Origin of the sequence: Variovorax paradoxus B4, assembly GCF_000463015.1 — a bacterium.
Classification (GTDB): Bacteria; Pseudomonadota; Gammaproteobacteria; order Burkholderiales; family Burkholderiaceae_C; genus Variovorax; species Variovorax paradoxus_E.
Genome location: NC_022247.1, coordinates 5,414,047 through 5,441,043, shown reverse-complemented (window position 1 = coordinate 5,441,043; position 26,997 = coordinate 5,414,047). Strand labels below are relative to the sequence as shown.

27 protein-coding genes are annotated in these 26,997 nt (G+C 69.5%); 14 read left to right on the top strand and 13 right to left on the bottom strand.

Features of this window, described 5'->3' with window-relative positions:
* The first annotated feature begins 24 nt into the window (after positions 1–24).
* The 3 genes from VAPA_RS25410 (at position 25) to VAPA_RS25400 (ending at position 2,538) form a co-directional block, all read left to right on the top strand.
* Positions 25–681 carry a response regulator gene (locus VAPA_RS25410; RefSeq protein ID WP_021012865.1) on the top strand — a complete coding sequence of 219 codons (657 nt, stop codon included), beginning with the start codon at positions 25–27 and terminating at the stop codon, positions 679–681.
* The gene (locus VAPA_RS25405; RefSeq protein WP_021012864.1) at positions 678–2,087 is read left to right on the top strand and encodes a sensor histidine kinase; all 1,410 of its coding nucleotides are present in this window, start codon (positions 678–680) and stop codon (positions 2,085–2,087) included. Before VAPA_RS25410 ends, VAPA_RS25405 begins: the two co-directional genes overlap by 4 nt.
* Before the next feature lie 112 nt (positions 2,088–2,199).
* Complete coding sequence (locus VAPA_RS25400) at positions 2,200–2,538, top strand: hypothetical protein (RefSeq protein WP_021012863.1); 339 nt, start codon at positions 2,200–2,202, stop codon at positions 2,536–2,538.
* A gap of 19 nt (positions 2,539–2,557) precedes the next feature.
* Here the strand turns inward: VAPA_RS25400 and aqpZ are convergent, their stop codons facing one another.
* Entirely contained in the window at positions 2,558–3,265 is a 708-nt protein-coding gene (aqpZ, locus tag VAPA_RS25395; protein ID WP_041946246.1) for an aquaporin Z, read from the bottom strand.
* 175 nt (positions 3,266–3,440) lie between these two features.
* A complete protein-coding gene (locus VAPA_RS25390; protein WP_021012861.1) occupies positions 3,441–4,451 on the bottom strand; it encodes a zinc-dependent alcohol dehydrogenase family protein in 1,011 nt (336 codons plus the stop codon).
* 97 nt (positions 4,452–4,548) lie between these two features.
* On the opposite strand from VAPA_RS25390, the gene VAPA_RS25385 reads away from it, so the two are divergent.
* The 5 genes from VAPA_RS25385 (at position 4,549) to VAPA_RS25365 (ending at position 10,318) form a co-directional block, all read left to right on the top strand.
* Positions 4,549–5,478: a LysR family transcriptional regulator gene (locus tag VAPA_RS25385; protein WP_021012860.1), complete on the top strand. Its 930-nt coding sequence runs from the start codon at positions 4,549–4,551 to the stop codon at positions 5,476–5,478.
* Positions 5,479–5,546: 68 nt separating this feature from the next.
* Positions 5,547–6,590 carry an ABC transporter substrate-binding protein gene (locus VAPA_RS25380; protein WP_021012859.1) on the top strand — a complete coding sequence of 348 codons (1,044 nt, stop codon included), beginning with the start codon at positions 5,547–5,549 and terminating at the stop codon, positions 6,588–6,590.
* 146 nt (positions 6,591–6,736) lie between these two features.
* Positions 6,737–8,782 (top strand): molecular chaperone HtpG, encoded by a 2,046-nt coding sequence (htpG, locus tag VAPA_RS25375; protein WP_021012858.1) that lies wholly within the window; start codon positions 6,737–6,739, stop codon positions 8,780–8,782.
* Positions 8,779–9,375, top strand: coding sequence for a hypothetical protein (locus VAPA_RS25370; RefSeq protein ID WP_021012857.1), 597 nt, complete (start codon positions 8,779–8,781; stop codon positions 9,373–9,375). The genes htpG and VAPA_RS25370 overlap by 4 nt, the downstream gene beginning before the upstream one ends.
* Positions 9,376–9,412: 37 nt before the next feature.
* The gene (locus VAPA_RS25365; protein WP_021012856.1) at positions 9,413–10,318 is read left to right on the top strand and encodes a LysR family transcriptional regulator; all 906 of its coding nucleotides are present in this window, start codon (positions 9,413–9,415) and stop codon (positions 10,316–10,318) included.
* On the opposite strand, the gene VAPA_RS25360 is transcribed toward VAPA_RS25365, so the two are convergent.
* From VAPA_RS25360 to VAPA_RS25350, 3 genes are all read right to left on the bottom strand, one after another.
* Positions 10,313–11,458: a CaiB/BaiF CoA transferase family protein gene (locus tag VAPA_RS25360; protein ID WP_021012855.1), complete on the bottom strand. Its 1,146-nt coding sequence runs from the start codon at positions 11,456–11,458 to the stop codon at positions 10,313–10,315. The two genes, VAPA_RS25365 and VAPA_RS25360, sit on opposite strands and share 6 nt — an antisense overlap.
* A 163-nt stretch (positions 11,459–11,621) precedes the next feature.
* Positions 11,622–12,608, bottom strand: coding sequence for a Bug family tripartite tricarboxylate transporter substrate binding protein (locus VAPA_RS25355; RefSeq protein WP_021012854.1), 987 nt, complete (start codon positions 12,606–12,608; stop codon positions 11,622–11,624).
* Between the two features lie 28 nt (positions 12,609–12,636).
* Complete coding sequence (locus tag VAPA_RS25350; RefSeq protein WP_021012853.1) at positions 12,637–14,346, bottom strand: acyl-CoA dehydrogenase family protein; 1,710 nt, start codon at positions 14,344–14,346, stop codon at positions 12,637–12,639.
* Positions 14,347–14,436: 90 nt separating this feature from the next.
* Between VAPA_RS25350 and VAPA_RS25345 the strand changes: the two genes are divergently transcribed.
* Positions 14,437–15,339 (top strand): LysR family transcriptional regulator, encoded by a 903-nt coding sequence (locus tag VAPA_RS25345; protein WP_021012852.1) that lies wholly within the window; start codon positions 14,437–14,439, stop codon positions 15,337–15,339.
* Here the strand turns inward: VAPA_RS25345 and VAPA_RS25340 are convergent.
* The 6 genes from VAPA_RS25340 to VAPA_RS25315 form a co-directional block, all read right to left on the bottom strand.
* Positions 15,330–16,364, bottom strand: coding sequence for a serine/threonine protein kinase (locus tag VAPA_RS25340; protein ID WP_021012851.1), 1,035 nt, complete (start codon positions 16,362–16,364; stop codon positions 15,330–15,332). The two genes, VAPA_RS25345 and VAPA_RS25340, sit on opposite strands and share 10 nt — an antisense overlap.
* A 33-nt stretch (positions 16,365–16,397) precedes the next feature.
* The gene (locus VAPA_RS25335; RefSeq protein ID WP_021012850.1) at positions 16,398–17,516 is read right to left on the bottom strand and encodes a DUF2855 family protein; all 1,119 of its coding nucleotides are present in this window, start codon (positions 17,514–17,516) and stop codon (positions 16,398–16,400) included.
* Positions 17,517–17,701: 185 nt separating this feature from the next.
* Positions 17,702–18,127 (bottom strand): organic hydroperoxide resistance protein, encoded by a 426-nt coding sequence (locus VAPA_RS25330; protein ID WP_021012849.1) that lies wholly within the window; start codon positions 18,125–18,127, stop codon positions 17,702–17,704.
* Positions 18,128–18,223: 96 nt separating this feature from the next.
* A complete protein-coding gene (locus tag VAPA_RS25325; protein WP_021012848.1) occupies positions 18,224–18,679 on the bottom strand; it encodes a MarR family winged helix-turn-helix transcriptional regulator in 456 nt (151 codons plus the stop codon).
* Between the two features lie 177 nt (positions 18,680–18,856).
* Positions 18,857–19,699 (bottom strand): ABC transporter permease, encoded by an 843-nt coding sequence (locus tag VAPA_RS25320; RefSeq protein ID WP_021012847.1) that lies wholly within the window; start codon positions 19,697–19,699, stop codon positions 18,857–18,859.
* Positions 19,700–19,711: 12 nt separating this feature from the next.
* Positions 19,712–20,701, bottom strand: coding sequence for an ATP-binding cassette domain-containing protein (locus tag VAPA_RS25315; RefSeq protein ID WP_041946615.1), 990 nt, complete (start codon positions 20,699–20,701; stop codon positions 19,712–19,714).
* A gap of 115 nt (positions 20,702–20,816) precedes the next feature.
* Here VAPA_RS25315 and VAPA_RS25310 point away from each other — a divergent pair, with 115 nt between their 5' ends.
* Positions 20,817–21,668: a hypothetical protein gene (locus VAPA_RS25310; RefSeq protein ID WP_021012845.1), complete on the top strand. Its 852-nt coding sequence runs from the start codon at positions 20,817–20,819 to the stop codon at positions 21,666–21,668.
* Positions 21,665–22,342, top strand: coding sequence for a hypothetical protein (locus VAPA_RS25305; RefSeq protein ID WP_021012844.1), 678 nt, complete (start codon positions 21,665–21,667; stop codon positions 22,340–22,342). Before VAPA_RS25310 ends, VAPA_RS25305 begins: the two co-directional genes overlap by 4 nt.
* Before the next feature lie 16 nt (positions 22,343–22,358).
* Here VAPA_RS25305 and VAPA_RS25300 read toward each other — a convergent pair whose 3' ends face one another.
* Positions 22,359–23,249, bottom strand: coding sequence for a LysR family transcriptional regulator (locus VAPA_RS25300; RefSeq protein ID WP_041946245.1), 891 nt, complete (start codon positions 23,247–23,249; stop codon positions 22,359–22,361).
* A gap of 123 nt (positions 23,250–23,372) precedes the next feature.
* On the opposite strand from VAPA_RS25300, the gene VAPA_RS25295 reads away from it, so the two are divergent.
* Entirely contained in the window at positions 23,373–24,035 is a 663-nt protein-coding gene (locus VAPA_RS25295) for a glutathione S-transferase family protein (RefSeq protein WP_021012842.1), read from the top strand.
* A complete protein-coding gene (locus VAPA_RS25290) occupies positions 24,032–25,003 on the top strand; it encodes a pyridoxamine 5'-phosphate oxidase family protein (RefSeq protein WP_021012841.1) in 972 nt (323 codons plus the stop codon). Before VAPA_RS25295 ends, VAPA_RS25290 begins: the two co-directional genes overlap by 4 nt.
* An 18-nt stretch (positions 25,004–25,021) precedes the next feature.
* Here the strand turns inward: VAPA_RS25290 and VAPA_RS25285 are convergent, their stop codons facing one another.
* Positions 25,022–26,197, bottom strand: coding sequence for a cytochrome P450 (locus VAPA_RS25285; RefSeq protein ID WP_230558933.1), 1,176 nt, complete (start codon positions 26,195–26,197; stop codon positions 25,022–25,024).
* An 83-nt stretch (positions 26,198–26,280) separates the two neighbouring features.
* Between VAPA_RS25285 and VAPA_RS25280 the strand changes: the two genes are divergently transcribed.
* Complete coding sequence (locus VAPA_RS25280; protein WP_021012839.1) at positions 26,281–26,991, top strand: ArsR/SmtB family transcription factor; 711 nt, start codon at positions 26,281–26,283, stop codon at positions 26,989–26,991.
* Positions 26,992–26,997: the final 6 nt, after the last annotated feature.

Genomic DNA, 26,997 nt, shown 5'->3' with positions numbered 1-26,997 from the left:
CTTGCCGCCCAAGGAGTCGCCGCAATGCGTGTGCTGCTGGTGGAAGACGACGAGATGATCGGGCGCAGCCTGAAGCAGGCGCTCGAGGGCGCGGGCTGGTCGGCCGACTGGGTGCGCGACGGCGAACTGGCGCAAAGCGCGCTCGGCGACGGCGGCTACACCTGCGTGCTGCTCGACCTGGGCCTGCCGCGGCAGGACGGCACCGAGGTGCTGCGCCGCGCCCGCGAGCGCGGCGATGCCACGCCGGTGCTGGTGCTCACCGCGCGCGACGGCCTGGACGACCGCATCCACAGCCTCGACCTGGGCGCCGACGATTACCTGCTCAAGCCCTTCGAATTCCGCGAGCTGCTCGCGCGCATGCGGGCCGTGGTGCGCCGGCGCGACGGCGCCGCGCATTCGCTGATCGGCGGCAGCACGCTGCAGCTCGACCTGACCACGCGCGAGGTGCTGGTCGACGGCGCGCGCGAGGCGCTCACCGCGCGCGAGTTCGCGCTGCTGCACGCATTGCTCGAGCGGCCCGGCGCCATCCTCTCGCGCGAGCAGCTCGAGAACCGCATCTACGGCTGGGGCGAGGAAGTGACCAGCAACGCCATCGACGTGCTGATCCACGGCATGCGCCGCAAGCTCGGCGCCGATTCGATCCGCAACGTGCGCGGGCTTGGCTGGCGCGTGGCGGCATGACGGCCGCGCGCGGCCGCTGGTGGCGCCCGCGCTCGCTGCGCACGCAGCTCCTGTTCTGGCTCGTCACGCTGCACCTGGCGGCGGCGGCGCTCACGGCGTGGTTCACCTTCGTGGCCTATGGCGACCTGGTGCACAACGCGCTGGACGAACAGATGCGGCTGGTGGCCGATTCCTATGCGGGCAGCGGCCAGTCCAGGACCCCGCGTCCGCTCGACGGCAATGCCGCCCTCGTACGCGGCGCCTTCGTGGTCCAGATATGGAGCGCCGACGGCAGCACGCTGCGCGCGAGCTCCTGGCCGCCGCTGGCCGTGGTGCCGCTGCAGCCGCGGCCGGGTTTCAGCGATGCGGGCGCCGATGTGCCCACGCCTTCGCGCTGGCGCGTGTTCACGGCCGAACCCGCGCCGCGCGCCGACCAGCCGCGCGTGCAGGTGCTGCAGAACGAAGACTACCGCCGGCGCCGGGCGCTGCGCCGCGCGCTGCTCGAAGGCCTGCCCATCGCGCTGCTGCTGCCGCTGGCCTTGCTGATCCTCTGGCTCATCGTGTCGGCGGCTTCGCGCTCGCTGCGCGCGGTGGCGCGCGACGTGGCCTCGCAGGACGAGCGCAGCCCCACCGACCTGTCGCTGGCGCGCGTGCCGGAGGAGATCGCACCGCTGGTCCAGGCCTTCAACCACCTGCTGTCGCGCGTGCGCAGCGCCTTCGCCACGCAGCGCCGCTTCGTGCAGGACGCGGCCCACGAGCTGCGCACGCCGATGGCCGCGATCGGCCTGCAGATCGAGAACCTGCGCGCGCACGTGCCCGCCGGCGAGGCCACCGAGCGCTTCAACCAGCTCGAGGCCGGCGTCACCCGCGCGCAGCACCTGATCGAGCAGCTGCTGAGCCTCTCGCGGCAGGATGCGCCGGGCCGTCCCGCGTCGCGCGAGCCGGTCGACATCGAGACCCTGCTGCGCGAGAGCGTGAGCCAGCTGATGGTGCTGGCCGACGCGCGCCGCGTGGACATCGGCTTCGAGGGATCGATCGCGCCCATGGTGCAGGCGCCCGCCGCCGAACTGCGCAGCGTGTTCGACAACCTGATCGACAACGCGCTGCGCTATGCGCCCGAAGGCGGCGTGGTCGACGTGCGGCTGCACCAGGTCGACGGCCATGCGGTGGTCGACGTGCTCGACAACGGCCCGGGCATTCCGGTCTCGTCGATCGGCCGCGTGTTCGACCGCTTCTTTCGCGTGCCGGGCGCTCCGGCCGGCGGCAGCGGGCTCGGGCTGGCCATTGCACGCACGGCCGCCGAGCGCCATGGCCTGCGCATCGAGCTGCGCAACCGCGATGAAGAAGATGACGGCGGGCCGGGGCTGCTGGCGCGGGTGCACCTGCCGCCGGCGTCGTCGGCATCAGCGCCGCTCACGCCGAGCTAATTTCCTGCTCACGGCCCGCTCAGACCGGCTGCCTAGAGTGCATCCAGGCCCTGACACGCGCAGTTCGCGCGATGGCACGCGGCCGGAGACAAACCATCCAGGAGCACACACCATGCGCACTTCCCTCAAGCTTCTTGCCCTTGGTTCCGTTGCCGCGTTCGCGGCGCTCGGTGCCGTGAATGCATCGGCCGAGACCACCGACGGCTCGGACTACCACCCGCTGCAGATGAATTCGCCCGAGAACCCCGACGTGCAGGCCGGCGCGATGGCCGCCGCGCGGCCCAGCGGCACCGAGTCCATCGGCCAGTCGACCAGCGCGCCGGCCATGAACTCGATGATCGCGGTGTCCGACGTGCAGGCCGGCGCCTATGCGGCCTCGCACCCGACGGGCACGGAATCGATCGGGCAGTCGACCTCGCTGCCGCTCGTGCGGTCGGCCAGCGGCAGCTGATCGATCGCCCGGCGTTTTTTCAGTCGTCGTTGTTGCCGAGCAGCGCGCGGTAGATCAGCGCGCCGATGATCGCGCCCACGATGGGCGCGACCCAGAACAGCCACAGCTCCGACACCGCGTACGACGGGCCGAACAGCGCCGGGCCGGTGCTGCGCGCCGGATTGACCGAGGTGTTGGTCACCGGAATGGAGATCAGGTGGATCAGCGTGAGGCACAGGCCGATGGCCAGGCCCGCGAAGCCGCCGGCCGCGCGCTTGGCGGTGGCGCCGAGGATCACGATCAGGAACACGGCGGTCATCACCACCTCGCACACCAGCGCAGCGGTCATGCCGTACTTGCCGGGCGAGTGCTCGCCGAAGCCGTTGGTGGCGAAGCCGCCGATGTCGGCCCCGGGCTTGCCGGTGGCAATCAGGTAGAGCACGCCGGCCGCGGCAATGGCGCCCAGCACCTGCGACACGATGTAGCCCGCGAGCTGGGAGGCCTTGAACCGCCCCGCGGCCGCAAGGCCGATCGACACGGCAGGATTGAAATGGCCGCCCGAGATCGGACCGAGCGCATAGGCACCGGTCACCACCGTCAGGCCGAACGCCAGCGAGACGCCAAGAAAGCCGATGCCCAGGTTGTTGGGAAAGGCCGCCGCCAGAACCGCGCTCCCGCAGCCCCCCAGCGTGAGCCAGAAAGTACCAATGAACTCGGCCGACAATTTTTTGTAGGTGCTATGTTCCATCTGCTCCATCCATCCAGAAGTTGAAAAATTTGCGAGGCCCCGGGGCCATGCGCGGGCGGATTCTAGGAACGTAAACAGCATGCGTCACGCATGTTGTTGCACCTGGCGGAACCTGTTCACAGTTCAGCGGTCTTTTGTTTCTGACACGCGTTGCGTAAACAGCTAAAGGGCCTCGTCAGGGCGTGACGACGATCTTGCCGAAGGCGCCGCGTGCGAGGTGGTCGAGCGCATCGGGCAAGGCATCGAACGCGTATTGCGCCGCGATCACGGGCTCGAGCGCATTGACGTCGACGGCGCGCACCAGGTCTTCGAGCGCGCGGCGATGGCCCACGCCAATGCCCTGTACCGTGATGCGGCCGAGCACCATCGCGTAGTACGAAGCGCTGAGCGTCTCGCCGCCGAGCATGCCGATGATCGACACGCGCCCGCCCTGCGCCACCGCCTGGAGCGAACGATCGAGGTTCGGCCCGCTCGCGAGTTCGAGCACGTGGTCGGCGCCGCGGCCCTGCGTGAGCCGGCGCACTTCGGCTGGCCAGTCGCCCTCGCGCCTCAGCACCTCGGAGGCGCCCAGCGCCAGCGTCTGCGCGCGCTTGTCCTCGCTGCCCGAGACCACGATGGCGCGCGCGCCATGCAGCCGCGCGAGCTGCACGCCGAACAGCGCCACGCCGCCGGTGCCATGGACCAGCACGGTCTGGCCGGGCCGCAGCGCGCCGGTCTCGGCCAGCGCGAACCAGGCCGTGAGGCCGGCGCACGGGAGCGTGCTGGCTTGCGCGAAATCGAGCGTGGCCGGCGCGGCCACGGCCCAGGCCGCGTCGATCAGCACGTGCGAGGCCAGCATGCCCGGGCCGGGGCCGCCCATCGGCACGGCCTCGGCCGGCCAGTGGCTGTCGATCCAGCCGCCCCAGAAGGTGTTGACCACGCGGTCGCCCACGGCCAGGCGCTGCACGCCAGGGCCCGCGGCCACCACCGTGCCGGCCATGTCGGAGCCGGGCGTGAAGGGCATGTCGAACGTCATGCCCATGCCGTCGCGGATCATCAGGAGGTCGCGGTAGTTGAGCGACACCGCGCCCACCTCAACGAGGATCTGGCCCGGACCGGGCGTGGGCAGCCGCAGCTCCACCTGTTCGAGCTGCTCGCGGCCGAAGGAAGAAAGTTGCCAGCGCCTGAGCGTCCTGCTTGCCTGCATGAAAAAGCCTCCACGAAAAAGGAGCCTTCATGCTATTGGCGAGTTGATCTATCCAGTGGAGGATAATTTTCAACTTCATGGCGCCTGAAAGTATCCAATGAGTCCACGCCTGCAGGGCATCGAAGAGTTCGTGGCCGCGGTGGAGGCCGGCAGCTTCGCGCGTGCGGCAGAGCGGCTGCACGTCACGCGCTCCGCGGTGGCCAAGTGCATTGCGCGGCTGGAGGCGCGGCTGGGCACGCGGCTCTTCCTGCGCACCACGCGCAGCCAGAGCCTCACCGAGGAAGGCCACGGCTACTACGAGCGCTGCCGGCGCGTGCTGGCCGAGCTCGATGCCGCCGAAGCCACGACCGACGCCGCCCGCAGCACCGCGGCCGGGCTGGTGCGCCTGAGCATGCCGGCCATGCTGGGGCGCCTGAAGGTCGGGCCGCTGCTGCTGGCGCTGGCGCGGCGGCATCCGGGGCTGTCGCTGGAGCTTTCCTTCAACGACCGGCGCGTGGACCTGGTCGAAGACGGGCTGGACCTGGCCATCCGCAGCGGCGAGCTGGCCGACAGCGCCGAGCTGGTCGCGCGGCCGGTCGGCGTGCAATGGATGGTGCTGTGCGCTGCGCCCGCCTACCTGGCCGAACGCGGGCGCCCCGGCAGCGTGGCCGCACTCGGCGCTTCGTCCTCGACCTCGTCCTTGCACGAGGCGGTGCTCTACGCCCGCGATGGACAGATCTCGCCCTGGCGCTTTCGCGACGCCGAAGGCCGGCTGGTCGAAGTGGCGCTGCCCTCGCGGCTGCGCTGCGACAGCGCCGAAGTGCTGCTCGAAGCCGCCGTCGGCGGCATGGGGCTGGCGCGCCTGCCGGCCTGGCTCGCGGCCGACGCGCTGGCGGCCGGCACGCTGGTGCGCGTGTTCGAGGAGCCACGGCCTTTCGGCTTCGAGCTCAACGTCATCCGCTCGCGAAGCCGCTACCTGCCCCACAAGACACGCGTGGTGGTCGACTGGCTGGCCGAGCACCTGCCGCCGCTTCTGGCGGCCCGCTGAGCGGCTTTGCCCGCTATCCTCTCGTCGCCTTTCATCATTCAGTCACTCATTCATTTACCGGAGAACGCATGCGCCCCTTTGCCCTCAGGAACGTCGCAGTCCTTGCCGCATGCGCGGGCGCCATGGCCTTGCTTTTTTCTCCGGGCGCCGCGGCGCAGGGCACGGTGAATGCGCTGTGCAGCACCGACGCGGGCTGGTGCGAAGCGGCGGCCACGGCCTTCACGCGCGAGACCGGCATCCGGGTGCAGCAGGCGCACAAGGGCACCGGCGAAATCGGCGCCCAGCTGCGCGCCGAGGCGGCCAACCCCAAGACCGACATCTGGTGGGGCGGCACCGGCGATCCGTTCCTGCAGGCCGCCGAGCAGGGCCTGCTCGAAGCCTACCGGCCGGCCTACATCGACGACCTGCACGACTGGGCGGTGCGCCAGTACGCCATGTCGCAGAACATGGTGGGCGGCTTCTACACCAGCGCCATCGGCTTCGGCTTCAACACCGAGCTGCTCAAGCGCAAGAAGCTGCACGAGCCCAAGTGCTGGGCCGACCTGGTCAAGCCCGAATACCGGGGCGAGATCGAGATCTCGCATCCGGCCTCGAGCGGCACGGCCTACACCATCATCGCGGGCCTGGTGCAGCAGATGGGCGAGGACGCCGCCTTCGACTATTTGAAGAAGCTGCACCGCAACGTCACCAGCTACACCCGCAGCGGGCAGGCGCAGGCGCCCAACGTCGCCAAGGGCGAGGTGGCCGTCGGCGTGAGCTTCATCTTCGGCTTCGAGCGCTGGCGCTACGACAAATTTCCGGTCAAGACGGCCGCACCCTGCGAGGGCACGGGCTACGAGGTGGGCGGCATCGCGCTGGTCAAGGGCGCGCGCAACAAGGAGAATGCGAAGCGCTACTACGACTGGCTCATGAGCCCGGCCGGCCAGGCGATCGGCGGGCAGGTCGGCAGCCTGCAGTCGCCCGCCAACAAGACCTTCAAGCCCGATGCGCGCATTCCGTCGATGAGCGACGTGAAGCTCATCAAGTACGACTTCGAGAAATACGGCAGGGCCGCCGAGCGCAAGCGGCTGATCGACCGCTGGACCCGCGAGGTCGAGTCCCAGGCCAGATAAGGCCCGCGCAGGGCTTCACGCCGCCGCAAGAATCGGGGCCTATTGTTTTTCGGGGCGCAAGCCCCAACTCGCAGAGTTGGTAAGCCGGGCGCCCGGTGGCGGCCGTCCGGCTTAGAATTTTTTGGCTTCGACATTTCATCTTTCCCATGGCTGATTCTTCCAATACGAAACTCCCGTTCCAGGCCGAAGTCGCGCAACTGCTGCACCTCGTCACGCATGCGCTCTACTCGAACAAGGAAATCTTCCTGCGCGAGCTGATCTCGAACGCATCGGACGCCTGCGACAAGCTTCGCTTCGAGGCGCTCGACCACCCCGAGCTGTACGAGGACCAGTCCGAGCTGGACGTGCGCCTTTCCTTCGACAAGGCCGCGCGCACCATCACCATCACCGACAAGGGCATCGGCCTGTCGCGCCAGGAAGCCATCGAGAACCTCGGCACCATCGCCAAAAGTGGTACCAAAGACTTCGTGAGCAAGCTCAGCGGCGACCAGAAGGCCGATGCGCAGCTCATCGGCCAGTTCGGCGTGGGCTTCTATTCGGGCTTCATCGTGGCCGACAAGATCACCGTCGAATCGCGCCGCGCGGGCCTGCCGGCCGAGCAGGGCGTGCGCTGGGTGAGCGCCGGCGCGGGCGACTTCGAGGTGGCCGACATCACGCGGCCCGAGCGCGGCACCCGCATCACGCTGCACCTGCGCGACGACGCCGACGAATACCTCAACGCCTGGAAGCTCAAGCAGATCGTCGGCAAGTACTCCGACCACATCTCGCTGCCCATCCTCATGGAAAAGGAGGAGTGGAAGGAAGGCGAGAACGACCAGCCCGGCGACATGGTCAAGACCGGCGAATGGGAAACGGTCAACAAGGCCAACGCCCTCTGGAGCCGCCCCAAGAAGGACATCACGCCCGAGCAGTACGAAGAGTTCTACAAGGCCGTCAGCCACGACTACGAGGCGCCGCTCGCCTGGAGCCACAACCGCGTGGAGGGCAGCACCGAGTACACGCAGCTGCTCTACATCCCGTCGAAGGCGCCGTTCGACCTGTGGAACCGCGACAAGAGCGCGGGCGTCAAGCTCTACGTGAAGCGCGTCTTCATCATGGACGACGCCGAGGCGCTGCTGCCCAGCTACCTGCGATTCGTGAAGGGCGTGATCGACTCGTCCGACCTGCCGCTCAACGTGAGCCGCGAGCTGCTGCAGGAAAGCCGCGACGTGAAGGCCATCCGCGAAGGCAGCACCAAGCGCGTGCTCGGCATGCTCGAAGACCTGGCGAAAAAGCAGAAGACCGCGCCCGAAAGCGCCGAAGGCAAGATCGACGTGGGCTCCGGCGAATCGGTGCCCGCACCCGACCCGACCGAAAGCGCGGCCGACGTCACCGACGTGGTCGACAAGAAAGCCACGCCCGCCGCCGAGGCGGCGGCCGAGTACGCCGACGAATCCGGCAAGTACGCCAGGTTCTATGCCGAGTTCGGCGCCGTGCTCAAGGAAGGCCTGGGCGAAGACTTCGGCAACCGCGACCGCATCGCCAAGCTGCTGCGCTTCGCCTCCACCACGAGCGACGCGGTGAGCGTGAGCTTTGCCGACTACAAGGCGCGCATGAAGGAAGGCCAGGACGCGATCTACTACATCACGGCCGACACGCTCGCCGCCGCAAAGAACAGTCCGCAGCTCGAGGTCTTCAAGAAGAAGGGCATCGAGGTGCTGCTCATGACCGACCGCGTCGACGAGTGGGCGCTCAACTACCTCACCGAGTTCGACGGCACGCCGCTGCAGAGCGTGGCCAAGGGCGCGGTCGACCTGGGCAAGCTGCAGGACGAGGCCGAGAAGAAGGCCGCCGAGGAAGCCGCCGAATCCTTCAAGCCGCTGCTCGAGAAGCTCAAGGAAGCGCTCAAGGACAAGGCCGGGGACGTGCGCGTGACCACGCGCCTGGTCGATTCGCCGGCCTGCCTGGTGGTGCAGGACGGCGGCATGAGCACGCAGCTCGCGCGCATGCTCAAGCAGGCCGGCCAGCCGGCACCTGACCTGAAGCCGGTGCTCGAAGTGAACGCCGAGCACGCGCTCGTGAAGAAGCTCGACGGCTCGGCGCACTTCGACGATCTTGCGAACATCCTTTTCGACCAGGCGCTGCTGGCCGAAGGCGGCCTGCCGGCCGATCCCGCGGCCTACGTGAGGCGCGTCAACGCGCTGCTGGTGTGAACGCCCGGCCGCGCATCGCCCGTGCAGCCGCCGCCGTTGCGGCGGTGCTGCTCCTGGTGCTGGTGAGCGGCTGTTCGCACTATCACATCGGCATTCCGCTGGTGCCCGGGCTCTCGCTCGGGCTCGGCGCCACCAGGGACGGCAATTTCTCCGTCGGGCTCAACACCGGCTGGGGCCCGCTCGGCGCGGGCGTGGCGGTCAACGACACCGGCGTGGTGGCCGGCACGGCCGGCGTGGGTGTGGGCGTCGGCGTCGGGCCCATCGGCACCGGCGTGGGCGTTGGCAAGAGCGTGGTGCTGCACGATCCGAATGCGGGGAAAACCGGGTATGCGCCCGCGGGCGGCGCCGCGCCGGTCACCACGGCGGCCGCTGCGGGAGCGTCGCCTGTCGCTCCCGTGGCGCCGATCCCGCCGGGTGCATTGCCCGCTGCGCCGGTCACGGTCACCAAGGGCGGTGTGACCAGGCCGGTCGCAGCTCCCGCGCCGCAACCGCAACCTTCGGCGACGCGCGTGTCCTTCCGCCCGCCCGCCAATGCCGCCGCCGCCGTTGCGGCCGGCAGCCTCGGCACGCCGGGCAATCCCGTCGCGCCCTGATGGCCGTTGCCCGCGGCGCTGCGCTGGAGACCGCTCCTTGGAACTCAAGCAATGGCGATGCTTCGTCACGCTCGCCGAGATCGGCAACATCCGTCGCGCCGCCTCGCTGCTCGCCATCTCGCAGCCCGCGCTCAGCGTGCGGGTCCAGCGGCTCGAGGAGGCCCTGGGCTTTGCGCTCTTCGATCGCCAGGCGCGCGGCGTCCGGCTGACGGAACAGGGCGCACGCCTGCTGCCGCACGCCAGGCGCCTGTTGTCGCGCGCCGCCGAAACCGATGAAGCCGCGCGCGCCATCGGGCGTGGCGCCTTCGACCGGCTGGAGATCGGCGTCACGCCCATCGCGGCGCTGTCGTTCTTTCCCGATGCCATGCGTGCCTTTTCGGCCGCGCACCCGGGCGTGGTGCTGGCGCTCACCGAAGGGCTGTCGGATGAACTCGAGGAGGCCGTGGCGCACCGCAGGCTCGACCTGGCGGTGGTGCACCCACCGTCCTCGCGCGACGACCTCGTGGTGCGCGAGGTGGCCCGCGACCACTTCGTGGCCGTGATGCCGGCCGGCCATCCGCTCGCGGGCGCCGGGCGCATCGCGGCGGCCGACCTGCGCCAGCAGACGCTGGTCGGGGTGCGGCGGGACATCGGGCCGGTGGTGTTCGACCGCATCGCCGCCTACCTTGCGCGCGCCGGCATCACCACGCAGGTCAACCAGTGCGCGAGCTCGTCGATCTCGCTCGTGGGGCTGGTTGCGGCCGGTGCGGGCATCGGGCTGGTGGTGGAATCGCTCGCCTGCATTGCGCGGCCCGACATCCGCTTCGTTGCGCTGTCCGACGACCCGCCGAGCCTCGGCTATGCGATGTGCCACCGGCCCGACCTGCCGGCGGAACTGCAGGGCGCGTTCATGCAGGCTTTCCATGCGCCCAAGGCGGGCGCCGGCGTACGGCCCGAGCTATGAGGCGCTGGCGCTGGTCGCGGATTCGGGCAGGAAGCGCTCGCCCGGCGTGAGCGGCGCGTGCCGGTAGCTCGCCGGCGTACGGCTGAGCTTCACCGGCGCGCCGATGCCGCGGTAGCCGCCCTCCATCTCGACCACCATTTCGCGATGCGCGGTGTGCGGATGCTGGAGCGCCGCATCCACCGGCAGCACCGGCGCGGCAGGCACGCCCGCGGCCATCAGCTGCTCGACCAGCGCACGGCCGTCGAACGCGGCCATGGCCGCTTCCAGCTGCTGCTTGAGCCCTGCGCGGTGCACCGAGCGCGCGCCGGCCGTGCGGTAGAGCGGATCGTCGGCCAGCCCGGGCAGGCCGATGCAGCGGCACAGGCTGGCGAACTGGCGGTCGTTGCCCACCGCCACGAACACCGGGTCGGTGCCCGTGGCCAGCGCGTCGTAGGGATAGATGTTGGGATGCGCGTTGCCGGTGCGGCGCGGCGCGGTGCCGTCCATGAACCAGTTGGCCGCATGCGGATGCAGCAGCGAGAGCCCGCTGTCGTACAGCGCCGCCTCCACGAACTGGCCGCGCCCGCTGCGCTGGCGCTCCTGCAGCGCGAGCAGCACGCCGATCACCGCATTGAGCCCCGTCACCATGTCGACCACCGGCAGGCCCACGCGCAGCGGGCCGCCGTCGGCCTCGCCGTTGATGCTCATGATGCCGGTCATGGCCTGCACCGCGGCGTCGTAGCCGGGCAGCGCGCCCAGCGGGCCGTCGGCGCCGAAGCCCGAGACGCGGCACCACACGAGGCGCGGAAAACGCGCCGAGAGCGCCTCGTAGCCGATGCCCCAGCGCTCCATGGTGCCGGTCTTGAAGTTCTCGATCAGCACGTCGGCCTCGGCGACGAGTGCGAGCAGTGCTTCACGGCCTTCTTCCGTGGAGAAATCCAGGTGCTGCACGCGCTTGTTGCGGTTCAGGCCGTGGTAGTAGGAAGCCACGCCGTCCTTGAAGGGCGGGCCCCAGGTGCGCGTGTCGTCGCCCTGCGGCGGCTCGACCTTGAGCACGTCGGCCCCGTGGTCGCCGAGGATCTGACCGCAGTACGGTCCGCCGAGGATGCGCGAGATGTCGAGGACGCGGATGCCTGCGAGGGCACCTTGGGGGTGTGTCATTTCGGTGTTCCGTGCTTTTGTGTGTTGGGGCTTTTGCTTTTGTTTGTTTGTTCAGGGCGCGTGCACAGGGCACGCCGCTGGTGTACCGCTGATCAACGACCGCTCTTTCTAACGCTCCCGTCGTCGGGAGCGCGCCCCGAACAACAAGGCAACAAGGCGCAAATCAATCCAGCTGCGCGCCCGACTTCTTCACGACGTCCTTCCACTTGGCCGACTCGCTCACGATGAACTGCCCGAGCTTCTGCGGCGAGGTGTCGGCCGAGGCCTCGAGGCCCTGCGCCGCGAACATCTGCTTGACCTTGGGCGAGTTCAGCACTTCGGCGAAGGCCTGGTTGAGCCTGGCCACGCGGTCCGTGGGCGTGCCGGCCGGCGCCACGATGCCGAAGAACACGCTCACGTCGTAGCCCTTGTAGCCCTGCTCCGAAATCGTCGGCACCTCGGGCAGCGCCTGCGAGCGCGCGGCCGTCGCCACGCCCAGCGCGCGCAGCTTGCCCGCCTTCACGTAAGGCAGCGCGGTGAGGATGTCGGTGAAGGTCATGCTGACCTGGTTGCCGAGCAGGTCGTTGAGCGCGGGACCGGTGCCCTTGTAGGGGATGTGCTGCAGGTCGGTGCCGGCCACCGAATTGAACAGCACGCCCGCCAGGTGCGACGATGCGCCGTTGCCCGACGACGCATAGCTGAGCTTGCCGGGGTTGGCCTTGGCATAGGCGACGAGTTCGCGCACGTCCTTCACCGGCAGCGCAGGGTTCACCACCAGGATGTTCGGCAGGTAGCCGACCTGGATCACCGGCGCGAAGCTCTTGACCGGGTCGTAGCTGATCTTGCGGTAGAGGCTCGCGTTGATGGCGAGCGGGCCCGAGGTGCCGAACAGCAGCGTGTGGCCGTCGGCTTCGGCGCGCGCCACGTAGTCGGCGCCGATGTTGCCGCCCGCGCCTGCGCGGTTCTCCACGATCATCGGCTGGCCGAGGCGGTCCTTCATCTCGGCCGCCAGCGTGCGGGCCATCGCGTCGGTCGGGCCGCCGGGCGGGAAGGGCACGACCAGCATCAGGGGCTTGGCGGGGAAGGGGCTCTGGGCTTGCACGCCGGGCGCTGCGGTCAGCAGCGCGGCGCAAGCGGCCAGGGCCGCGAAGAAGTGGGTGAGGTGTCGCAAGGTGATGTCTCCGTTTTTCTGTCGTGAATCAGGCCGTGGCCCTGGCGGTGCGCGTGGTGGCGCTGTTCCAGTCCGCGGGCATCGCGTCGGGCGCGAGCGGGTCGCGCGGCAGCACGCGGTGCAGCAGCACCAGCTGGGCCCAGCGCAGGCGCGGGGCCGAACCGCTGCGCGCCGCCTCCCAGGCCATCGCGATGCTGCTCGTGCAGTGGTAGAGCGCCGAGGCGGCCTGGCGCGCCAGCACGTCGCCGCCTTCGCGGGCGGCCGTCTCGGCCAGCGCGGCGGCACGCGCCAGTGCATCGCGCAGCGCCTTCGCAAAAGCCGGTGCCAGTTCCGCATCGGCGAGCAGCTTCTCGCAGTGCGCGCGCAGCACCGGCAGCGAGCCCTCGCGCTTCACGGCGCGGATCACGTCCAGCGCCACGATGTTGCTCGTGCCTTCCCAGATCGAGCCCAGGTGCGCATCGCGCACAAGCCGCGGGTCGCTCCATTCCTCGATGTAGCCGCAGCCGCCGCGCACTTCCATGGCATCGCCCGTGACCTTGCGCGCGTCGCGGCAGGCTCGGAACTTGATGAGCGGCGTGAGGATGCGCAGCAGTGCGTAGGCATCGGGCTCGCCGGCATCGGAGCGCGCGAGCGCCAGCGCGGTCTGGCACACCATCGTGCGCGCCTGCTCGGCCGGCAGGCGCAGCTTGTCGAGCTGGCGCTGCATCAGCGGCATCTGCTCGAGCGTGCGGCCGAAGGCGCGGCGCTCGGAGGCGATGTACTCGGCCTCGGCCACCGCGCGTCGCATCAGGCCGGCGGCACGCACGCCGTTCGACAGGCGCGAGTTGTTGACCATGTCGGCCATCTGCACGAAGCCGCGGCCTTCCTCGCCCACCAGGTACGCGACGGCGCCTTCGAGGCGGATTTCGCCGCTGGCCATCGAGCGCGTGCCCAGCTTGTCCTTCAGGCGAATGATGCGGTAGTGGTTGAGGCTTTCGTCTTCGAGCCGGCGCGGCAGCAGGAACAGCGACACGCCCTTCATGCCGGGCAGGCCGTTGTCGGCGCGCGCGAGCACCATCGCGAAGTCGGCATCGGGGTTGGAGCAGAACCACTTGTCGCCGGTGATGCGCCAGCTGCCATCGGCCTCCTGCCGCGCCATCGTCGCGGTGGCCGCGATGTCGGAGCCCGCGGCCTGCTCGGTCATGAACATCGCGCCCTGCGCGAGCTCGTCGAAGTCCAGCGAAGTCAGGCGCGGCAGGTAGCGCGCCACCAGCTCGGGGCTCGCGAACTTCTTGAGCGTGCGCGTGAGCGAGTCGGTCATCGACACCGGGCAGCACAGGCCGAACTCGGCCTGCACGAAGAGATAGGTCAGCACGTACTTGACCAGCGGCGGCATCTTGCCCTTCCAGCCCAGCGTCTCGTCGCGGTGCGACATGGCGGCCAGGCCGAATTCGCTGAGCGCGAGGCGTTCCATCTCCACGTAGGCCGGGTGCTTGACGACCTTCTGCTCGTCCAGGCCGGTGCGGGTGCGCTGCTTCAGCGTGGGCGGGTTGCGGTCGGCGGTGCCGGCCAGGTCGTCGAGCAGACCGCCCGCGAGGCCGCCCAGGCGCTCGAAGTGCGGCTGCATGTGGGCCAGCAGGTCGCCGGGCAGGTAGAGCGCGAGCAGGGTGTGCAACTCGGCGTCGGTGCTGAACAGGTTCTGGCCGTGGCGGTCGGGAATCGGGTGCGCGTGCGCAGCGGTGGCGTCGTTCTGGGCCATGCGTTTGTCTCCTGGTTCGCCGCATTGTTGGTTTCCAGACGATCCGTGTCTAATATCGAATTGGTCTTGTTCGATTCGATTTGCCTATTCATGGAACTGCGACACCTGCGCTACTTTTCCGTGCTGGCCGAGGAGCTGCACTTCGGGCGCGCCGCGCGGCGCCTGTCGATCTCGCAGCCGCCGCTGTCGGTGGCGATCCGCCAACTCGAGGAGTCGGTGGGTGCGCGGCTGTTCGAGCGCAACAGCAAGGAGGTGCGGCTCACGCATGCGGGCGAGGCGCTGCGCATCTCGGCGCGGCGGCTGCTCCTGCAGGCGGAAGAGGCGGCGCTCGAAGCACGCGACGTGGCCGCAGGCTCGGCGGGGCGGCTGCGCATCGGCTTCGTCGGTGCGATGCTCTACCGTGGCTTGCCGCAGGCGCTGCGTGCGTTCCAGGCAAGGCATCCGGCGGTGCGCATCACGCTCGCCGAACTCAATTCGGGCGTGCAGATCGCCGAGCTGCTGCACGACCGGCTCGACCTGGGCTTCGTGCACACCAGCCGCATGCCGCCCGAGCTGCAGCACCGGCTGCTGCTGTCCGAGCCTTTCGTGTGCTGCCTGCCTGCGGGCCATGCGCTGGCGCGCAAGCGCGTGCTCGCGCCGGCCGACCTGCGCAGCCAGCCCTTCGTGCTGTTCTCGCGCGAGGCCTCGCCCGACTACCACGAGCGCATCCTGTCGATCTGCGCCGACGCCGGTTTCCTGCCCGAGGTGCGGCACGAGGTGCGCCACTGGCTCGCGGTGGTCTCGCTGGTGTCGCAGGGCATGGGCGTGGCGCTGGTGCCGCAGGCCATGCGGCATTCGGCCCTGCGCGGGGCGGTGTTCCGGCCACTCGACCGCGCGGTGGCGCAATCGGAGGCTCATGGCGTGTGGCGCAGCGGGCCGCCGAACGTGCTGGTCGAGCGGTTGCTGCAGGGCGTGGCGGAAAGCCTCGCGGCCGAGGCCCGTTCTCAGGCGTAGAGCGGCGCTTCCGCCATTTGCTCACACTGCTCCTGCAGCACGAGGATCTGGCCCTTCCAGTAGTCGCTGGAGCCGAACCACGGAAAGTTGATCGGGAAGATCGGGTCTTCCCAGCGGCGCGCGAGCCAGGCGCTGTAGTGGATGAGCCGCAGGGTGCGCAGCGGCTCGATCAGCGCGAGTTCGCGGCGGTCGAATTCGCGGAACTGCTCGTAGCCGTCGAGCAGCCCCGAGAGTTGCGAGGTGCGCTGCGCGCGCTCGCCCGACAGCAGCATCCAGAGGTCTTGCACCGCGAAGCCGGTGCGCGCATCGTCCAGGTCGACGAAGTGCGGGCCGCCGCCGGGCCGGTCGGTGGGTGTCCACAGGATGTTGCCGGGATGCACGTCGCCGTGGAGGCGCAGCTTGCGCGGCTTGAAGTCGGAGGCAGGGGCGTTCACCGCCAGTGCCGTGGCGGCAATCATGTCCAGCGCTTCGTTGCAGGCCTTTTCCCAGTCGCGCTGCACGTCGAGCGGTACCTTGTCGTTGGCCAGCAGCCAGTCGCGCGAGGCGATGCCGAAGGTCTGCAGGTCGAGCGGGGGCCGGGCCTCGAAGGGCCTGGCGCCGCCCACGGTGTGGATGCGCGCGAGAAAGCGGCCGACCCATTCGAGCACTTCGAAATCGTCCAGCTCCGGCGCGCGGCCGCCGCGGTAGGGGCTCACGCTGAAGGCAAAGCCGCCGTGGCGGTGCAGCGTGGCGCCGTCGAAAACCAGCGGCGCCACGGCGGGCACTTCGGCCGCGGCCAGTTCGAGCGAGAAGCCGTGCTCCTCGAGGATCTCGGCTTCGCTCCAGCGCTCGGGCCGGTAGAACTTGACCACCACGGCACTGCGGTCTTCCAGGAACACCTGGTAGACCCGGTTCTCGTACGAGTTCAGGCCCGTGAGCCGGCCGTCGCCGTGCAGGCCGAGCGTTGCCAGAGCGTCCAGCACCACGTCGGGCGTGAGGCTCTCGTAAGGATGGGTATTCGCGGGCGCTGCGGGGGAAAGGGTCATGCAGCGATTGTCGCTACCCCGGCCCCCGGAATGTCAGAGGCCGCCCGGTTGTTTGTAAAGCGAAAGGATATGGCCGACGCGCGGGTCGCCCTTGCCGGCCAGCACCTGCGCGTAGGCGGCCTGCACCGCTTCGCCGCCGTGGTGGTGCTCGGCGCGCAGCCAGGGGTTCCTGGCATCGGTCACGGTGGCAAGGAAGTGGTGCCATGCGGCCACCATGCGCCGGCCGAATTCGTCTGCGCCCCACTCGGCGGTGCGCTTCTTGATCTGCGCCGGCGCGAAGAACAGCGTGGCGCGCGGACCGGCCAAGTCCTTGCCCGCGCCCCTGGACGCGAGCTGCTCGACGTGCGTGCCGCCGATCGAGCAGCTGTACTTGAGGTTGGAGAAGCGCGCGTGGATCGCGTTGCGCAGGCCGGCGTTGCCGGCGAAGTCCACATAGACGCAGGGCGCGTCGGCCGCGATGCCGTCGAGCGCGTCGTAGGTGACCAGGCGGTGGTAGCAGCCCAGGCTTTCGCAGAAGGCCACGTTGGCGGGCGAGGTCAGGCCGATCACCTCGATGCCTTCGCGCTGGTGCAGCTGGAAGGCGGTGCCATAGGCCGTCTTGCTCGATGCGCTCGACAGCAGCATGGTGTTCGCGCCGAAGAAATCGTTGTCCGCCATGAAGTCGTCGATCAGCCACGAGGTGATGAACAGCGGGCGCAGCAGCGCCTGCACGTCTTCGGTGTCCGCGGTGTAGAGCGGGTCTGCGTTGCAGCGGAAGTACTGGTTGTAGACCGCGGGCAGCTCGGCGCGGTGCGGGGCGGCGTCGGTGAAGCGCCCGGGCGAGAGGCGGTCGGGGCTCAGCACGGCGCTCGACGACATCGGCCAGTAGCCGTAGAGCCGCTCGCCCACCGCCACGCCCGGGTGCTGCGACTGCACCACGCTGGCGAAGCCCCACACCGGGATGCTGCCCCAGCCTTCTTCCCCGGACGGGAAGAACTGCCAGTAGCTCATCGCATCGCCGAAGGCGGCGTAGGTGATGTTGTTGGAGGTGAGCGCAAAGAAGTCGATGCGCACGCGCACCTGGCCGTCGGCCAGCGGCTGGTCGGTGGCGGTGTGCAGTCGCGTGGTGGCGAGTTCGCCCTTGCGGATCAGGAGGCTGGTGGTGGTGCTCATGGTGTCGATCTCCACGGTGGTGCGAGTTGCGGGTGGCGCGTGCTGCAGTCACATTAGCCAAGCTTGATGAAAGGCGCTATCGCGTTTCCCTTTTCCGGGTCACCCGCGAGACAACGCCGGCCATGAAAAAAGCGCCCCGGCTTGTGGCCGGGACGCTTTTCTTTTTTTCTGCGCTGGGCGCGGAATCAGGCGATCGAGAGTTCGACGTCGATGTTGCCGCGCGTGGCGTTCGAGTACGGGCAGACCTGGTGAGCCGTGTCGACCAGCTTCTGCTTCTGTTCGGTGTCCAGGCCGGGCAGCGTGATGGCCAGCTTCACGGCGATGCCGTAGGCGGCGCCGCCATTCGTCGGGCCAAGGGAAACGCTGGAGTCGATGGCCACGTCCTCGGGCACCTTCACGCCGATCTTCGGGCCGACCGCCTTCATCGCGCCGATGAAGCAGGCGGCGTAGCCGACCGCGAACAGCTGCTCGGGGTTGGTGCCGGGCTTGCCCGAACCGGGCGAGCTGAGCTTGACGTCGATGGCGCCGTCGCTGGACTTGCCCGCGCCTTCGCGGCCGCCGACGGTGTGGGCTTCAGCGGTGTAGAGAACCTTGTCGAGCTTGGTGGTCATGGTGATTCCTTTGATGATGATGGAGGGGGGAGGTGAAATAGCTTCTCTCTCTTTTTTCGATCGAAGCGGGGGAGAAAACTGATATGTCTATGCCTGTCAGACTGCCTTCTTGATGCGATCGCGCAGCGACTGGATCTGCTGGGTGAGCGAAATGAGTTCCGGCACAGAACATTGGGCGGCAGCCATCAGGCATTCGGGCACATTGGCCGCACGGGCCTTGAGCCTGCGGCCAGCGGCAGTCAGCGTGATGTGCACGCGGCGTTCGTCGGCCACGTCTCGCACCCGGGCCACATAGCCGTTGGCTTCGAGCCGTTTGAGCAGCGGCGTCAGCGTGCCGGAATCGAGCGACAGGCGTTCGCCGAGCTCGGAGACCGTGGGGCCGTCTTGCTCCCAGAGGGCGAGCATGACGAGGTATTGGGGATAGGTGAGCTGCAGCTTTTCCAGGACCGGCTTGTAGAGGCGGGTCATGGCCAACGAGGCGGAATAGACGGCGAAGCAGAGCTGGTTGTCCAGCTTGAGCATTTCGTCTGTGGCTTGTGTGGTGCTGCGCATGGCTGGAATTGTAGTGCGCAATTGAATTGTGTGCAATGTAATTATTTTGGGTTCTGTTTTTGGTTTGGTTTTCGGGGCCGGGATTCCGCCCGGCGGCGGACTCACTTTCTTTTGGCGAAGCAAAAGAAAGTGAGTCGCCCGCCGGGGCGAGACCCGGCCCCCGAAGCCCAAAAAAACCTACCCCCGAAACCTCTTCCGAGTCAACGCCAAAGCCACCCAGAAAGCCGCAACCGCATACACAGCCAGCACCCCCGCATGCAGCCACCAGTCGGCCGGCCACTGGTCCATGAACAGCGGCCGCACCAGCGCCACCGCATTGGTCAACGGCAGCCACGCCGCCACGGCGCGCACGGCGGAAGGCAGTTGCTCCAGGGGAAAGAACACGCCGCTCAGGAACATCATCGGCGTCATGAACAGCGTGAAGTAATAGGTGAAGAAGTCGTAGCTCTTGGCAAGCGCATTGAAGATCAGTGCGATCGACGAGAAGGCGATGCCGGCACCGGCCAGAATCATCCACGCGACGATCAGCTTCGGACTGTGGCTGATGCCCAGCCCGAGCATCACGAACAGGATCGCGGTCACAGTGAAGATCGACTTGAACGCCGCCCACAGCATCTCGGCCAGCACGATGTCGTCGAGCCCCACGGGCGCGTTCATGATGCCGTCCCAGGTCTTCTGCACCTGCATGCGAGAGAACGCCGAATACAGCGCCTCGAAGCTCGCGGCATTCATCGCGCTCATGCAGATCGAGCCGCTCGCGAGGAACAGGATGTAGGGCACCTTCACGCCGTCCACCGCCACCTGCCCCACCAGCGCGCCCATGCCGTAGCCGAAGGCCACGAGCCAGATCAATGGCTCCGCGATGTTGCCGATCAGGCTCGGTATCGCGAGCTTGCGCCACACCAGCAGGTTGCGCAGGAACACGGGCCACCAGCGCAGCGAGATCTCGGGCGGGCGCCACACGGAACGGGCCGGCGGCGATGCCGCGGCAGAAGAAGGGCTTGCAGTCGTCGTATTCATGATCGTCGTGGTCTAGCCGTCTTCGCGGATCTGCCGACCCGTGAGCTTGAGAAAAAGGTCTTCGAGGTTCGCGGGCCGGTGGAAGGTGCGCAGGCCGCCACGCTGCGTGAGCGCATCGAGCAGCCGCCGTGCGTCCTGCGTGTAGAAGAACACCGTCTCCCCGCTCACCTCGACACGCGCCGCCATCGCCCTCAGCTCCGGCGACTCGGCCAGAGAGAGCGCGCCGTTGCCGTACACCTCGACCACGTCGGGCTCCAGGTGCTCGGCGATCAGGTCGCGCGGGCGGCCCTCGGCGATCTTGCGGCCGTGGTCGAGCACCAGGAGGCGCGAGCACAGGCGCTCGGCCTCGTCCATGAAGTGCGTGGTCAGCAGGATCGACTTGCCCTGCTGCAGCAGCACCTGCAGGCGTTCCCACATCAGGTGGCGCGCTTGCGGATCGAGCCCGGTGGTGGGCTCGTCGAGCAGCAGCAGCTTGGGATCGTTCACCAGCGCGCGCGCCAGCGAGAGGCGCCGCCGCATGCCGCCCGAGAGCTCGCCCGGCTTTGCATCGGCCTTGTGCGAGAGCGCCGCGAACTCGAGCAGCTGCGGCACGCGCTCGCGCACCTGCGCCTTGCTGAAGCCGAAGTAGCGGCCGTACACCACGAGGTTCTCGGCGCAGCTGAAGTCGGGGTCCAGCGTGTCGAACTGCGTCACCACGCCGAGCTGCGCCTTGATGGCCAGCGCGTCGCGCGGCATCTGCAGGCCGAGCGCGCAGATGTCGCCACCATCGGGCGTGGTGAGGCCCAGGCACATGCGGATGGTGGTGGTCTTGCCGGCACCGTTCGGGCCGATCACGCCCAGGCATTCGCCGGGCGCGATCTCGAACGACAGGTCGTCCACGACCGTGGTGCTGCCGTAGCGCTTGCAAAGGTGGCTGGCGTGGAAGAGAGGGGCGGAGGAAGAGGAAGAGGAAGAGGAGGGCACGCGGCCATTCTGACGCAGGCCCGCGATGCGTGCCGGCAGCGATTCAACCGATGGACAGGCGGCGCGGGTTCGGAGCAAGCAGTTGCCGGCACAATCCACGCCCATCGGCGTGTTCTCGCCGTGCTCGTATGTGCATATCGCGGGAGGCCCAAGGATGCTTCGTTTCCTGTTGGCGCTGGCTGCGCTGTCGGCGGCTCTGCTGCTCGGCGCCTGCGCGCCTTTCCATCGGCCGCTCGCGGCGGCGGACCGGGCCGGGGTCCGCGAGGTCGACGTGCGCGTGGTCGTCGCGCAGGAGAGCTTCATGTTCTCGGCGCAGGCGCCCGGCGTGAGCGCGGCCACCGGCGGCGGGCTGATCGGCGCGCTGATCGACTCGTCGGTGCAGCAGTCGCGGCAGAAGGAGATGAGCGCCGAGGTGGGTGCCATCGTCGGCCCATTGCTCGACTACGACTACCGCGTCGAAGCCGGCCTGGCTTTCGGCGAGCTGCTGAACGCGCCCAACGCGTTTGCGCTGAAGGTCGCTTCGTCGCAGGTGCTCGCGGGCATGCCGCCGAAGGCCGAGCATGAGGCGCGCATCGCGGCCACGAAGACCGGCCCCGCCTACCTCGTGCTGCTGCTGCAGTACGCGCTGGAGCCGGGGCTCGGCGCCTTCACCACGCGGACCACGGCGTTGCTCTGGCAAGCCGGCAACAGCGAGCCCTCCTATCGTTCCGCCATCATCTTCCAGACGCCGATCGGCGGCGGAACGCGCGCCACGGTGCTGCGCCGCCTGACCGCCAACGACGGCCGGGTGATCAAGGCCGTGATGCGCGATTCGGTCCGGCAGACGCTGCGCGTGCTGGGCATGGACCTGGCCGGCGCGCGTTCCGGCGCGGTGCGGACCGCGCGCTTCAACGTCAACGGCGCATGGGTCACGCTGGCCGGGCACAGCTTCGACGAGCAGCCCGGGCGTGTCGTGTTCCGCGACCAGGATGGCGCGATGTACTCGGTCCGGAGCACTGCGCCATGAAGAAGCTGCATCCGCACCGCGTCGGCACGGCCCTGTTCGTGCTCTGCGCCATGCCCGGCCTCTCCCACGCGCTGACCGAGAGCGAGCCGCTCGACATGGTCTATGAACAGGCGCCGGAACCGGCGCAGCGGCCCAACGGCCCGTCGGCGGAGTCGCTGCGCGCGCCGCAGGGCTGCACGCTCTATCTGCCGGCGATCGAGGATGCGCGCAGCAACCAGGTCCACGCGGGCCATCTCACGCTGATGATGCCGACGGTCCATGCCACGCCAAGGTCGGTGCAGTCGCTGCGCAGCGGCGATGCGGGTGCATGGACGCGCGACGCGCTGCTGTCGACGCGGCGCTACGGTTTGCGCACCGTTGCCGGCGCGCCGCTGTCGTCCGCCGCCGCGCGCCAGGCCACGGCCGTGGTGGCGCTGCGCCTGGCCCATGCATGGTCCGCGGGGCTCAACCTCGTGTCGCACGTGGTGCTCAAGGCCAGCTATTCCCTGCCCGGCGGCGAGGTCGCCACGCGGCTGTACCACGGCATGGGCACGCGCGCCAACTGGGCCAGCGGCAATGGCGAATTCATGTCGGTGCTGAACCTCGGCATGGAAGAGGCGGTGCGCGGCATTGCGGCGGATGCCGCGGCGCTGTGCGAGGGCCGGCCGCTGCCCGCGCCCGCCGCCGGGCAATAAATAGATAGACGGCTGCCTACATCCGAAGGCCGCTGAACTCGGTTTTCATCCAGTCGATGAAAGCCCGCGTGCGGGCCGGCAGCAGCCGCGCGTTCGGATAGATCACGCTCACCGGGCGCGGTGGCGGTTCGAAGTCTTCGAGCACCAGCTTCAGCCGTCCCTGCGCGACATGCGGCAGCACCTGGTAGGAGAAGAAGGTGCCGAAGCCCATGCCCGCGGCGCAGGCCTCGATGGCCGGGGCGAGGTGGTTGAACTCGAGGCGGCAGCTCGGCGTCACGCTGACGGTCTTGCCGCGGTCGTGGAACACCCACTGCGGCGGCGCGTCGACCCGGCCGCGCACGCAGGGTGCGCCATGGAGATCGCGCGGATGCTGCGGCGTGCCGTGGCGCGCGAGATAGCCGGGGCTCACCGCCACCACGCGCCGGATGGTGCCGAGCGTCTGCGCCACGAGCGAGGAATCCGCGAGCGGGCTGATGCGGATGCCCACGTCGATGCCTTCCTCCAGCAGGTTCACCGTGCGGTCGTGCAGCAGCACGGTGCAGCGCACCTTGTCGTGGCGCTGCATGAAGCGGGTGATGGCCGGCGCCACGTACATGTGGCCGAACAGCACCGGCGCGGTGATGGTGAGCTGGCCCGCGGGCTCGCGCGCCTCGGCCTTGAGCGCGAGGTCCGCGGCATCGGCCGCCAGCAGCACCTCGCGCGCGCTCGGCAGGTAATGGCGGCCCTCCTCGGTGAGAGAGAGGCGGCGCGTGGTGCGGTGGAACAGGCGCACGCCCAGGTGCGCCTCCAGCGCGGCGAGCGCGCGCACCACCGCGGGCAGCGAGGTGCCGAGCGCCTCGGCGGCGCGGGTCAGGCTGCCCTGGTCGGCAATCTGCACGAAGGTCTGCATGGCCTTGAAACGATCCATGGCGCGATTAAACCGGATTAAGCCGAATAACGCAGCAGTCAAATGCAAGAACGGCTATTCCTTCATTCAGCGCAAGAGAGAAGAATCCGGGTCACGCCCACTTCACATTCCAGAGGACCTCCCATGAATGCCATCGCTTCCCCTCCCGTACAACCCATCAAGCTCTACGGCAGCGCCATCTCGGGCCACGTGCACCGGGTGCGGCTGTTCCTCTCGATGCTCGGCCTGCCCTTCGAGGTCGTCGAGCTCGACCTGAAGAAGCGCGACAACCGCACGCCCGAGTTCCTGGCGCGCAACCCTTTCGGCCAGGTGCCGGTGATCGAGGACGGCGAAACCACGCTGGCCGATTCCAACGCGATCCTGGTCTACCTCAACGAGCGCTATTCGGCCGACCCGGCGCGCTGGATGCCGCGCGACCCGGTGGGCGCGGCGCGCGTGCAGCGCTGGTTCTCGGTGGCCGCGGGGCCGCTGGCCTACGGGCCGGCCGCCGCACGCGTCATGGCCCTGTTCGGCCTGGCCGCCGATCCCGCCGAGACGGTGACGCGTTCGCATGCGCTGCTCGCGGTGATGGAGATCCATCTCGGGCAGCAGCCCTTCCTGGCCGGGCCCGCGGCCACGCTGGCCGACATCGCGAACTATGCCTATGTGGCGCATGCGCCCGAAGGCCGCGTGTCGCTCGATGCGTATCCGCAGGTGCGCGCCTGGCTCGCGCGCGTGGAGGCCCTGCCCGGCTTCGTGCCGATGGTGCGCACGCCGGTCGGACTGGCGGCGGCGACTGAATCATGATCGCCGCGCCTTTCCACGCCGGCGAGCGCGCGCTGCAAACCCAGACGGGTTGGCGCGAGCGCATGGAGGCCGCGGGGCCGCGCGTGATCCGCGACTACATGCCCGACCAGCACCGCGAATTCTTCGCGCAGCTGCCGTTCCTCGTGGTCGGCAGCCTCGATGCCGACCTGCAGCCCTGGGCCAGCGTGCTCGCGGCGCCCGCGGGCTTCGCGCATTCGCCCGATGCCACGCACCTGCGCGTCGATGCGCTGCCGGCAACCGGCGATCCGCTGGCCGGGCAGCTCGCGCAAGGCGCCGCGCTCGGCCTGCTGGGCATCGAGCCGCACACGCGGCGGCGCAACCGCATGAACGGCACGGTCGAGGCGCTCGATGCCCGCGGCTTCATGGTCGCGGTGCAGCAGAGCTTCGGCAACTGCCCGCGCTACATCCAGGCGCGCGAGCCGGCGTTCGTGCCACCGCGCGGCGATGCGGCACCCGTCCAATGGCTCGACACGCTCGACCTCGACGCGCAGCGGCTCATCGGCAGCGCCGACACGCTGTTCATCGCCACGGCGTATCCGGACGATGCGGCCGCGGGCGACGAGGCCGATGCGCGCTCGCACGGTGTCGACGTGTCGCACCGCGGCGGCCGGCCCGGCTTCGTTCGCGTCGACGAAGGCGGCGTGCTCACGGTGCCCGACTTCAACGGCAACCGCTTCTTCAACACGCTGGGCAACCTGGTGGCCCATCCGCGCGCGGGCCTGCTGTTCATCGACTACGACAACGGCGATCTCCTGCACGTGGCGGCCACCGCGGAGCTGGTGCTCGACGGCCCCGAGATCGCCGAGTTCGAAGGCGCCGAGCGGCTGCTGCGGCTGCATGTGGAGCACGCACTGCGCCGGCCCGCCGCCTTGCCGCTGCGCTGGGGCGACGCTGCGCTGTCGCCGCACCTCGAAGGCACCGGACGCTGGGCTGCCGCGCGCGCCTGAGCGGCCTTCGCGCTCCCGTCAATGAAAGACGGGAATGCGCGCGGCGACCGAAGGCCGGTAGTGCCAGCCGCGTTCATGCATCGCCGCAAGATCGGGCGTGCGATGCAGCACGGCCTCGAGCCCTGCGGCGGCCAGCGTGCAGGCCAGCGCCTGGCCCGGGCAGGCATGTATGCCGTGGCCGAACCCCAGCATGCGGCGCCGTGCGCGCACGAGGCTGAAGCGCTCGGGCTCGGGGTTGAGCGCCGGATCGCGGTTGGCCGCGGCCAGCACGAGCAGCACCGCATCGCCTGCCGCCAGCGGCGTGCCCGCGAGAGTGACGGACTCGGCCACGAAGCGCCGTGTGTTGTGCACCGAGGGGTCGTGCCGTGCCGTCTCTTCCACGATCGCCTGCAGCCCGCCCCGGGTCGGCGCGGCCTGTTGCAGCGACGGTTCGCGCATCACCGCGATCAGGCTGTTGCCCAGCAGGCCGGCCGTCGCATCGCAGGTCTGCGAGAGCAGGCCGACGAGGTTTGCGAGCAGCGCGCGCGAGAGCGGCGCGCTGGCTTCGCCTTCGGCGAGCACGGCCGCGAGCAGTGTTCCTTGGCGCGGCGGCGTGCCTGCGGCCAGCGCCTCGAAGCGCGCCATGAGTTCGCCCGCGGCGGCGCTGGCGTCTTGCAGCTGCTCTGCCGTGGACAGCGGCGACAGGCAGGCGACGAAATCGCGCATCCACCGGTCCACCTGCGGCAGCGCCTCATCGTCAAAGCCCAGCAGGTGCGCGACGGCTCGCACCGGCATGGAGAACAGCGCGTCCGACAAAGGCTGCACCGGCACGCCATGCGCGACCCGCAATGCCGCCGTGCGGACGGCTCCCAGGTCCAGCCCGGCCAGCGCACGCTGCAGCGCAGGCCGATGGGCCTGGTGCGCCGTGCCGTCGTTCATGCGCACGAGATGGCCGAACACCTCGCCCGCCGCGCTGCCCGCAATGGCGCGCGGCACCGGTTCGGCCGCCGGCCGCACGCGCAGCGCGCCGTGCGCGAGCAGCAGCGATTCGATCACCTCAGCGCGGCTCGCGACCCACAGGCGCAGCGCCTCGTTCCACGCGAGCGGCGGCCCCGCGCGCAGCGCGGCATAGAAGGGATACGGATCGGCATGCGTGACGGCTGCGACCGGGTCGAGGGGCATGCCGTCGGAGGAGGGCGTGGAGCTTGTGTTCATGGCGCGCAGTGTGCCGCCGCTGCCGCCGTCACACTTCGGCCGTGAACGAAGTGTGGGATGCGGCGGCGTCTTAGGATCGGCGCATGGACACGACCCCTTCTTCCTCCGCTTCTTCATCGAACGCCGACATGCAGCTGGCCCGCCTGGCCGGCGCCATCGCCGAGCCCGCGCGCGCCCGCATGCTGAGCTGCCTGATGGACGGCCACGCGCGCACCGCGACCGAGCTGGCCGCCGTGGCCGAGGTGGCCGCGTCCACCGCAAGCGCGCACCTCGCGCGCCTCAGGCAGGAGCGACTGGTCGAGCTGCTCGTGCAGGGCAAGCACCGCTACTTCCGGCTGGCGGACGACAACGTGGCGGCCGCGCTCGAAAGCCTGATGGTGGTGGCCGGCGCGCCGCACGCTGCGGCGTTCAAGCCCGGCACGCCGAGCCGCCTGCGCGCCGCGCGCACCTGCTACGACCACATGGCCGGCACGGCCGGCGTCGCGCTGCACGACCGGCTGCATGCGCAGGGCTGGCTCAGCGGACTGCAGAGCGGTTCGTACGAACTCACGCCCGAAGGCGCGATCGCGCTGGAGAGCCTGGGCGTGGAGGTGGACGCGGTGCGCCGCTCCCGCCGGCGTTTTGCCTGCGCCTGCCTCGACTGGAGCGAGCGCCGCCCGCACCTGGGCGGCGCGCTCGGCGCGGCGTGGCTCCAGCTGTCGCTGCGCCGCGGCTGGGTGCGCCAGGAGCTCGACGGCCGCGCGCTGGCACTCACGCCCAGGGCGCAGCGCGAGATGCCCGAGCTCTTTGCCTGAAGGCGC

Coding starts and splice junctions, on each gene's coding strand:
- VAPA_RS25360 (WP_021012855.1), bottom strand. CDS start 11,458: ATGACACACCCCCAAGGTGCCCTCGCAGGCATCCGCGTCCTCGACATC.
- VAPA_RS25285 (WP_230558933.1), bottom strand. CDS start 26,197: ATGAACACAAGCTCCACGCCCTCCTCCGACGGCATGCCCCTCGACCCG.
- VAPA_RS25345 (WP_021012852.1), top strand. CDS start 14,437: ATGGAACTGCGACACCTGCGCTACTTTTCCGTGCTGGCCGAGGAGCTG.
- htpG (WP_021012858.1), top strand. CDS start 6,737: ATGGCTGATTCTTCCAATACGAAACTCCCGTTCCAGGCCGAAGTCGCG.
- VAPA_RS25405 (WP_021012864.1), top strand. CDS start 678: ATGACGGCCGCGCGCGGCCGCTGGTGGCGCCCGCGCTCGCTGCGCACG.
- VAPA_RS25400 (WP_021012863.1), top strand. CDS start 2,200: ATGCGCACTTCCCTCAAGCTTCTTGCCCTTGGTTCCGTTGCCGCGTTC.
- VAPA_RS25280 (WP_021012839.1), top strand. CDS start 26,281: ATGGACACGACCCCTTCTTCCTCCGCTTCTTCATCGAACGCCGACATG.
- VAPA_RS25340 (WP_021012851.1), bottom strand. CDS start 16,364: ATGACCCTTTCCCCCGCAGCGCCCGCGAATACCCATCCTTACGAGAGC.
- VAPA_RS25335 (WP_021012850.1), bottom strand. CDS start 17,516: ATGAGCACCACCACCAGCCTCCTGATCCGCAAGGGCGAACTCGCCACC.
- VAPA_RS25310 (WP_021012845.1), top strand. CDS start 20,817: ATGCTTCGTTTCCTGTTGGCGCTGGCTGCGCTGTCGGCGGCTCTGCTG.
- VAPA_RS25385 (WP_021012860.1), top strand. CDS start 4,549: ATGAGTCCACGCCTGCAGGGCATCGAAGAGTTCGTGGCCGCGGTGGAG.
- VAPA_RS25305 (WP_021012844.1), top strand. CDS start 21,665: ATGAAGAAGCTGCATCCGCACCGCGTCGGCACGGCCCTGTTCGTGCTC.
- aqpZ (WP_041946246.1), bottom strand. CDS start 3,265: ATGGAACATAGCACCTACAAAAAATTGTCGGCCGAGTTCATTGGTACT.
- VAPA_RS25390 (WP_021012861.1), bottom strand. CDS start 4,451: ATGCAGGCAAGCAGGACGCTCAGGCGCTGGCAACTTTCTTCCTTCGGC.
- VAPA_RS25325 (WP_021012848.1), bottom strand. CDS start 18,679: ATGCGCAGCACCACACAAGCCACAGACGAAATGCTCAAGCTGGACAAC.
- VAPA_RS25330 (WP_021012849.1), bottom strand. CDS start 18,127: ATGACCACCAAGCTCGACAAGGTTCTCTACACCGCTGAAGCCCACACC.
- VAPA_RS25300 (WP_041946245.1), bottom strand. CDS start 23,249: ATGGATCGTTTCAAGGCCATGCAGACCTTCGTGCAGATTGCCGACCAG.
- VAPA_RS25290 (WP_021012841.1), top strand. CDS start 24,032: ATGATCGCCGCGCCTTTCCACGCCGGCGAGCGCGCGCTGCAAACCCAG.
- VAPA_RS25320 (WP_021012847.1), bottom strand. CDS start 19,699: ATGAATACGACGACTGCAAGCCCTTCTTCTGCCGCGGCATCGCCGCCG.
- VAPA_RS25410 (WP_021012865.1), top strand. CDS start 25: ATGCGTGTGCTGCTGGTGGAAGACGACGAGATGATCGGGCGCAGCCTG.
- VAPA_RS25295 (WP_021012842.1), top strand. CDS start 23,373: ATGAATGCCATCGCTTCCCCTCCCGTACAACCCATCAAGCTCTACGGC.
- VAPA_RS25350 (WP_021012853.1), bottom strand. CDS start 14,346: ATGGCCCAGAACGACGCCACCGCTGCGCACGCGCACCCGATTCCCGAC.
- VAPA_RS25380 (WP_021012859.1), top strand. CDS start 5,547: ATGCGCCCCTTTGCCCTCAGGAACGTCGCAGTCCTTGCCGCATGCGCG.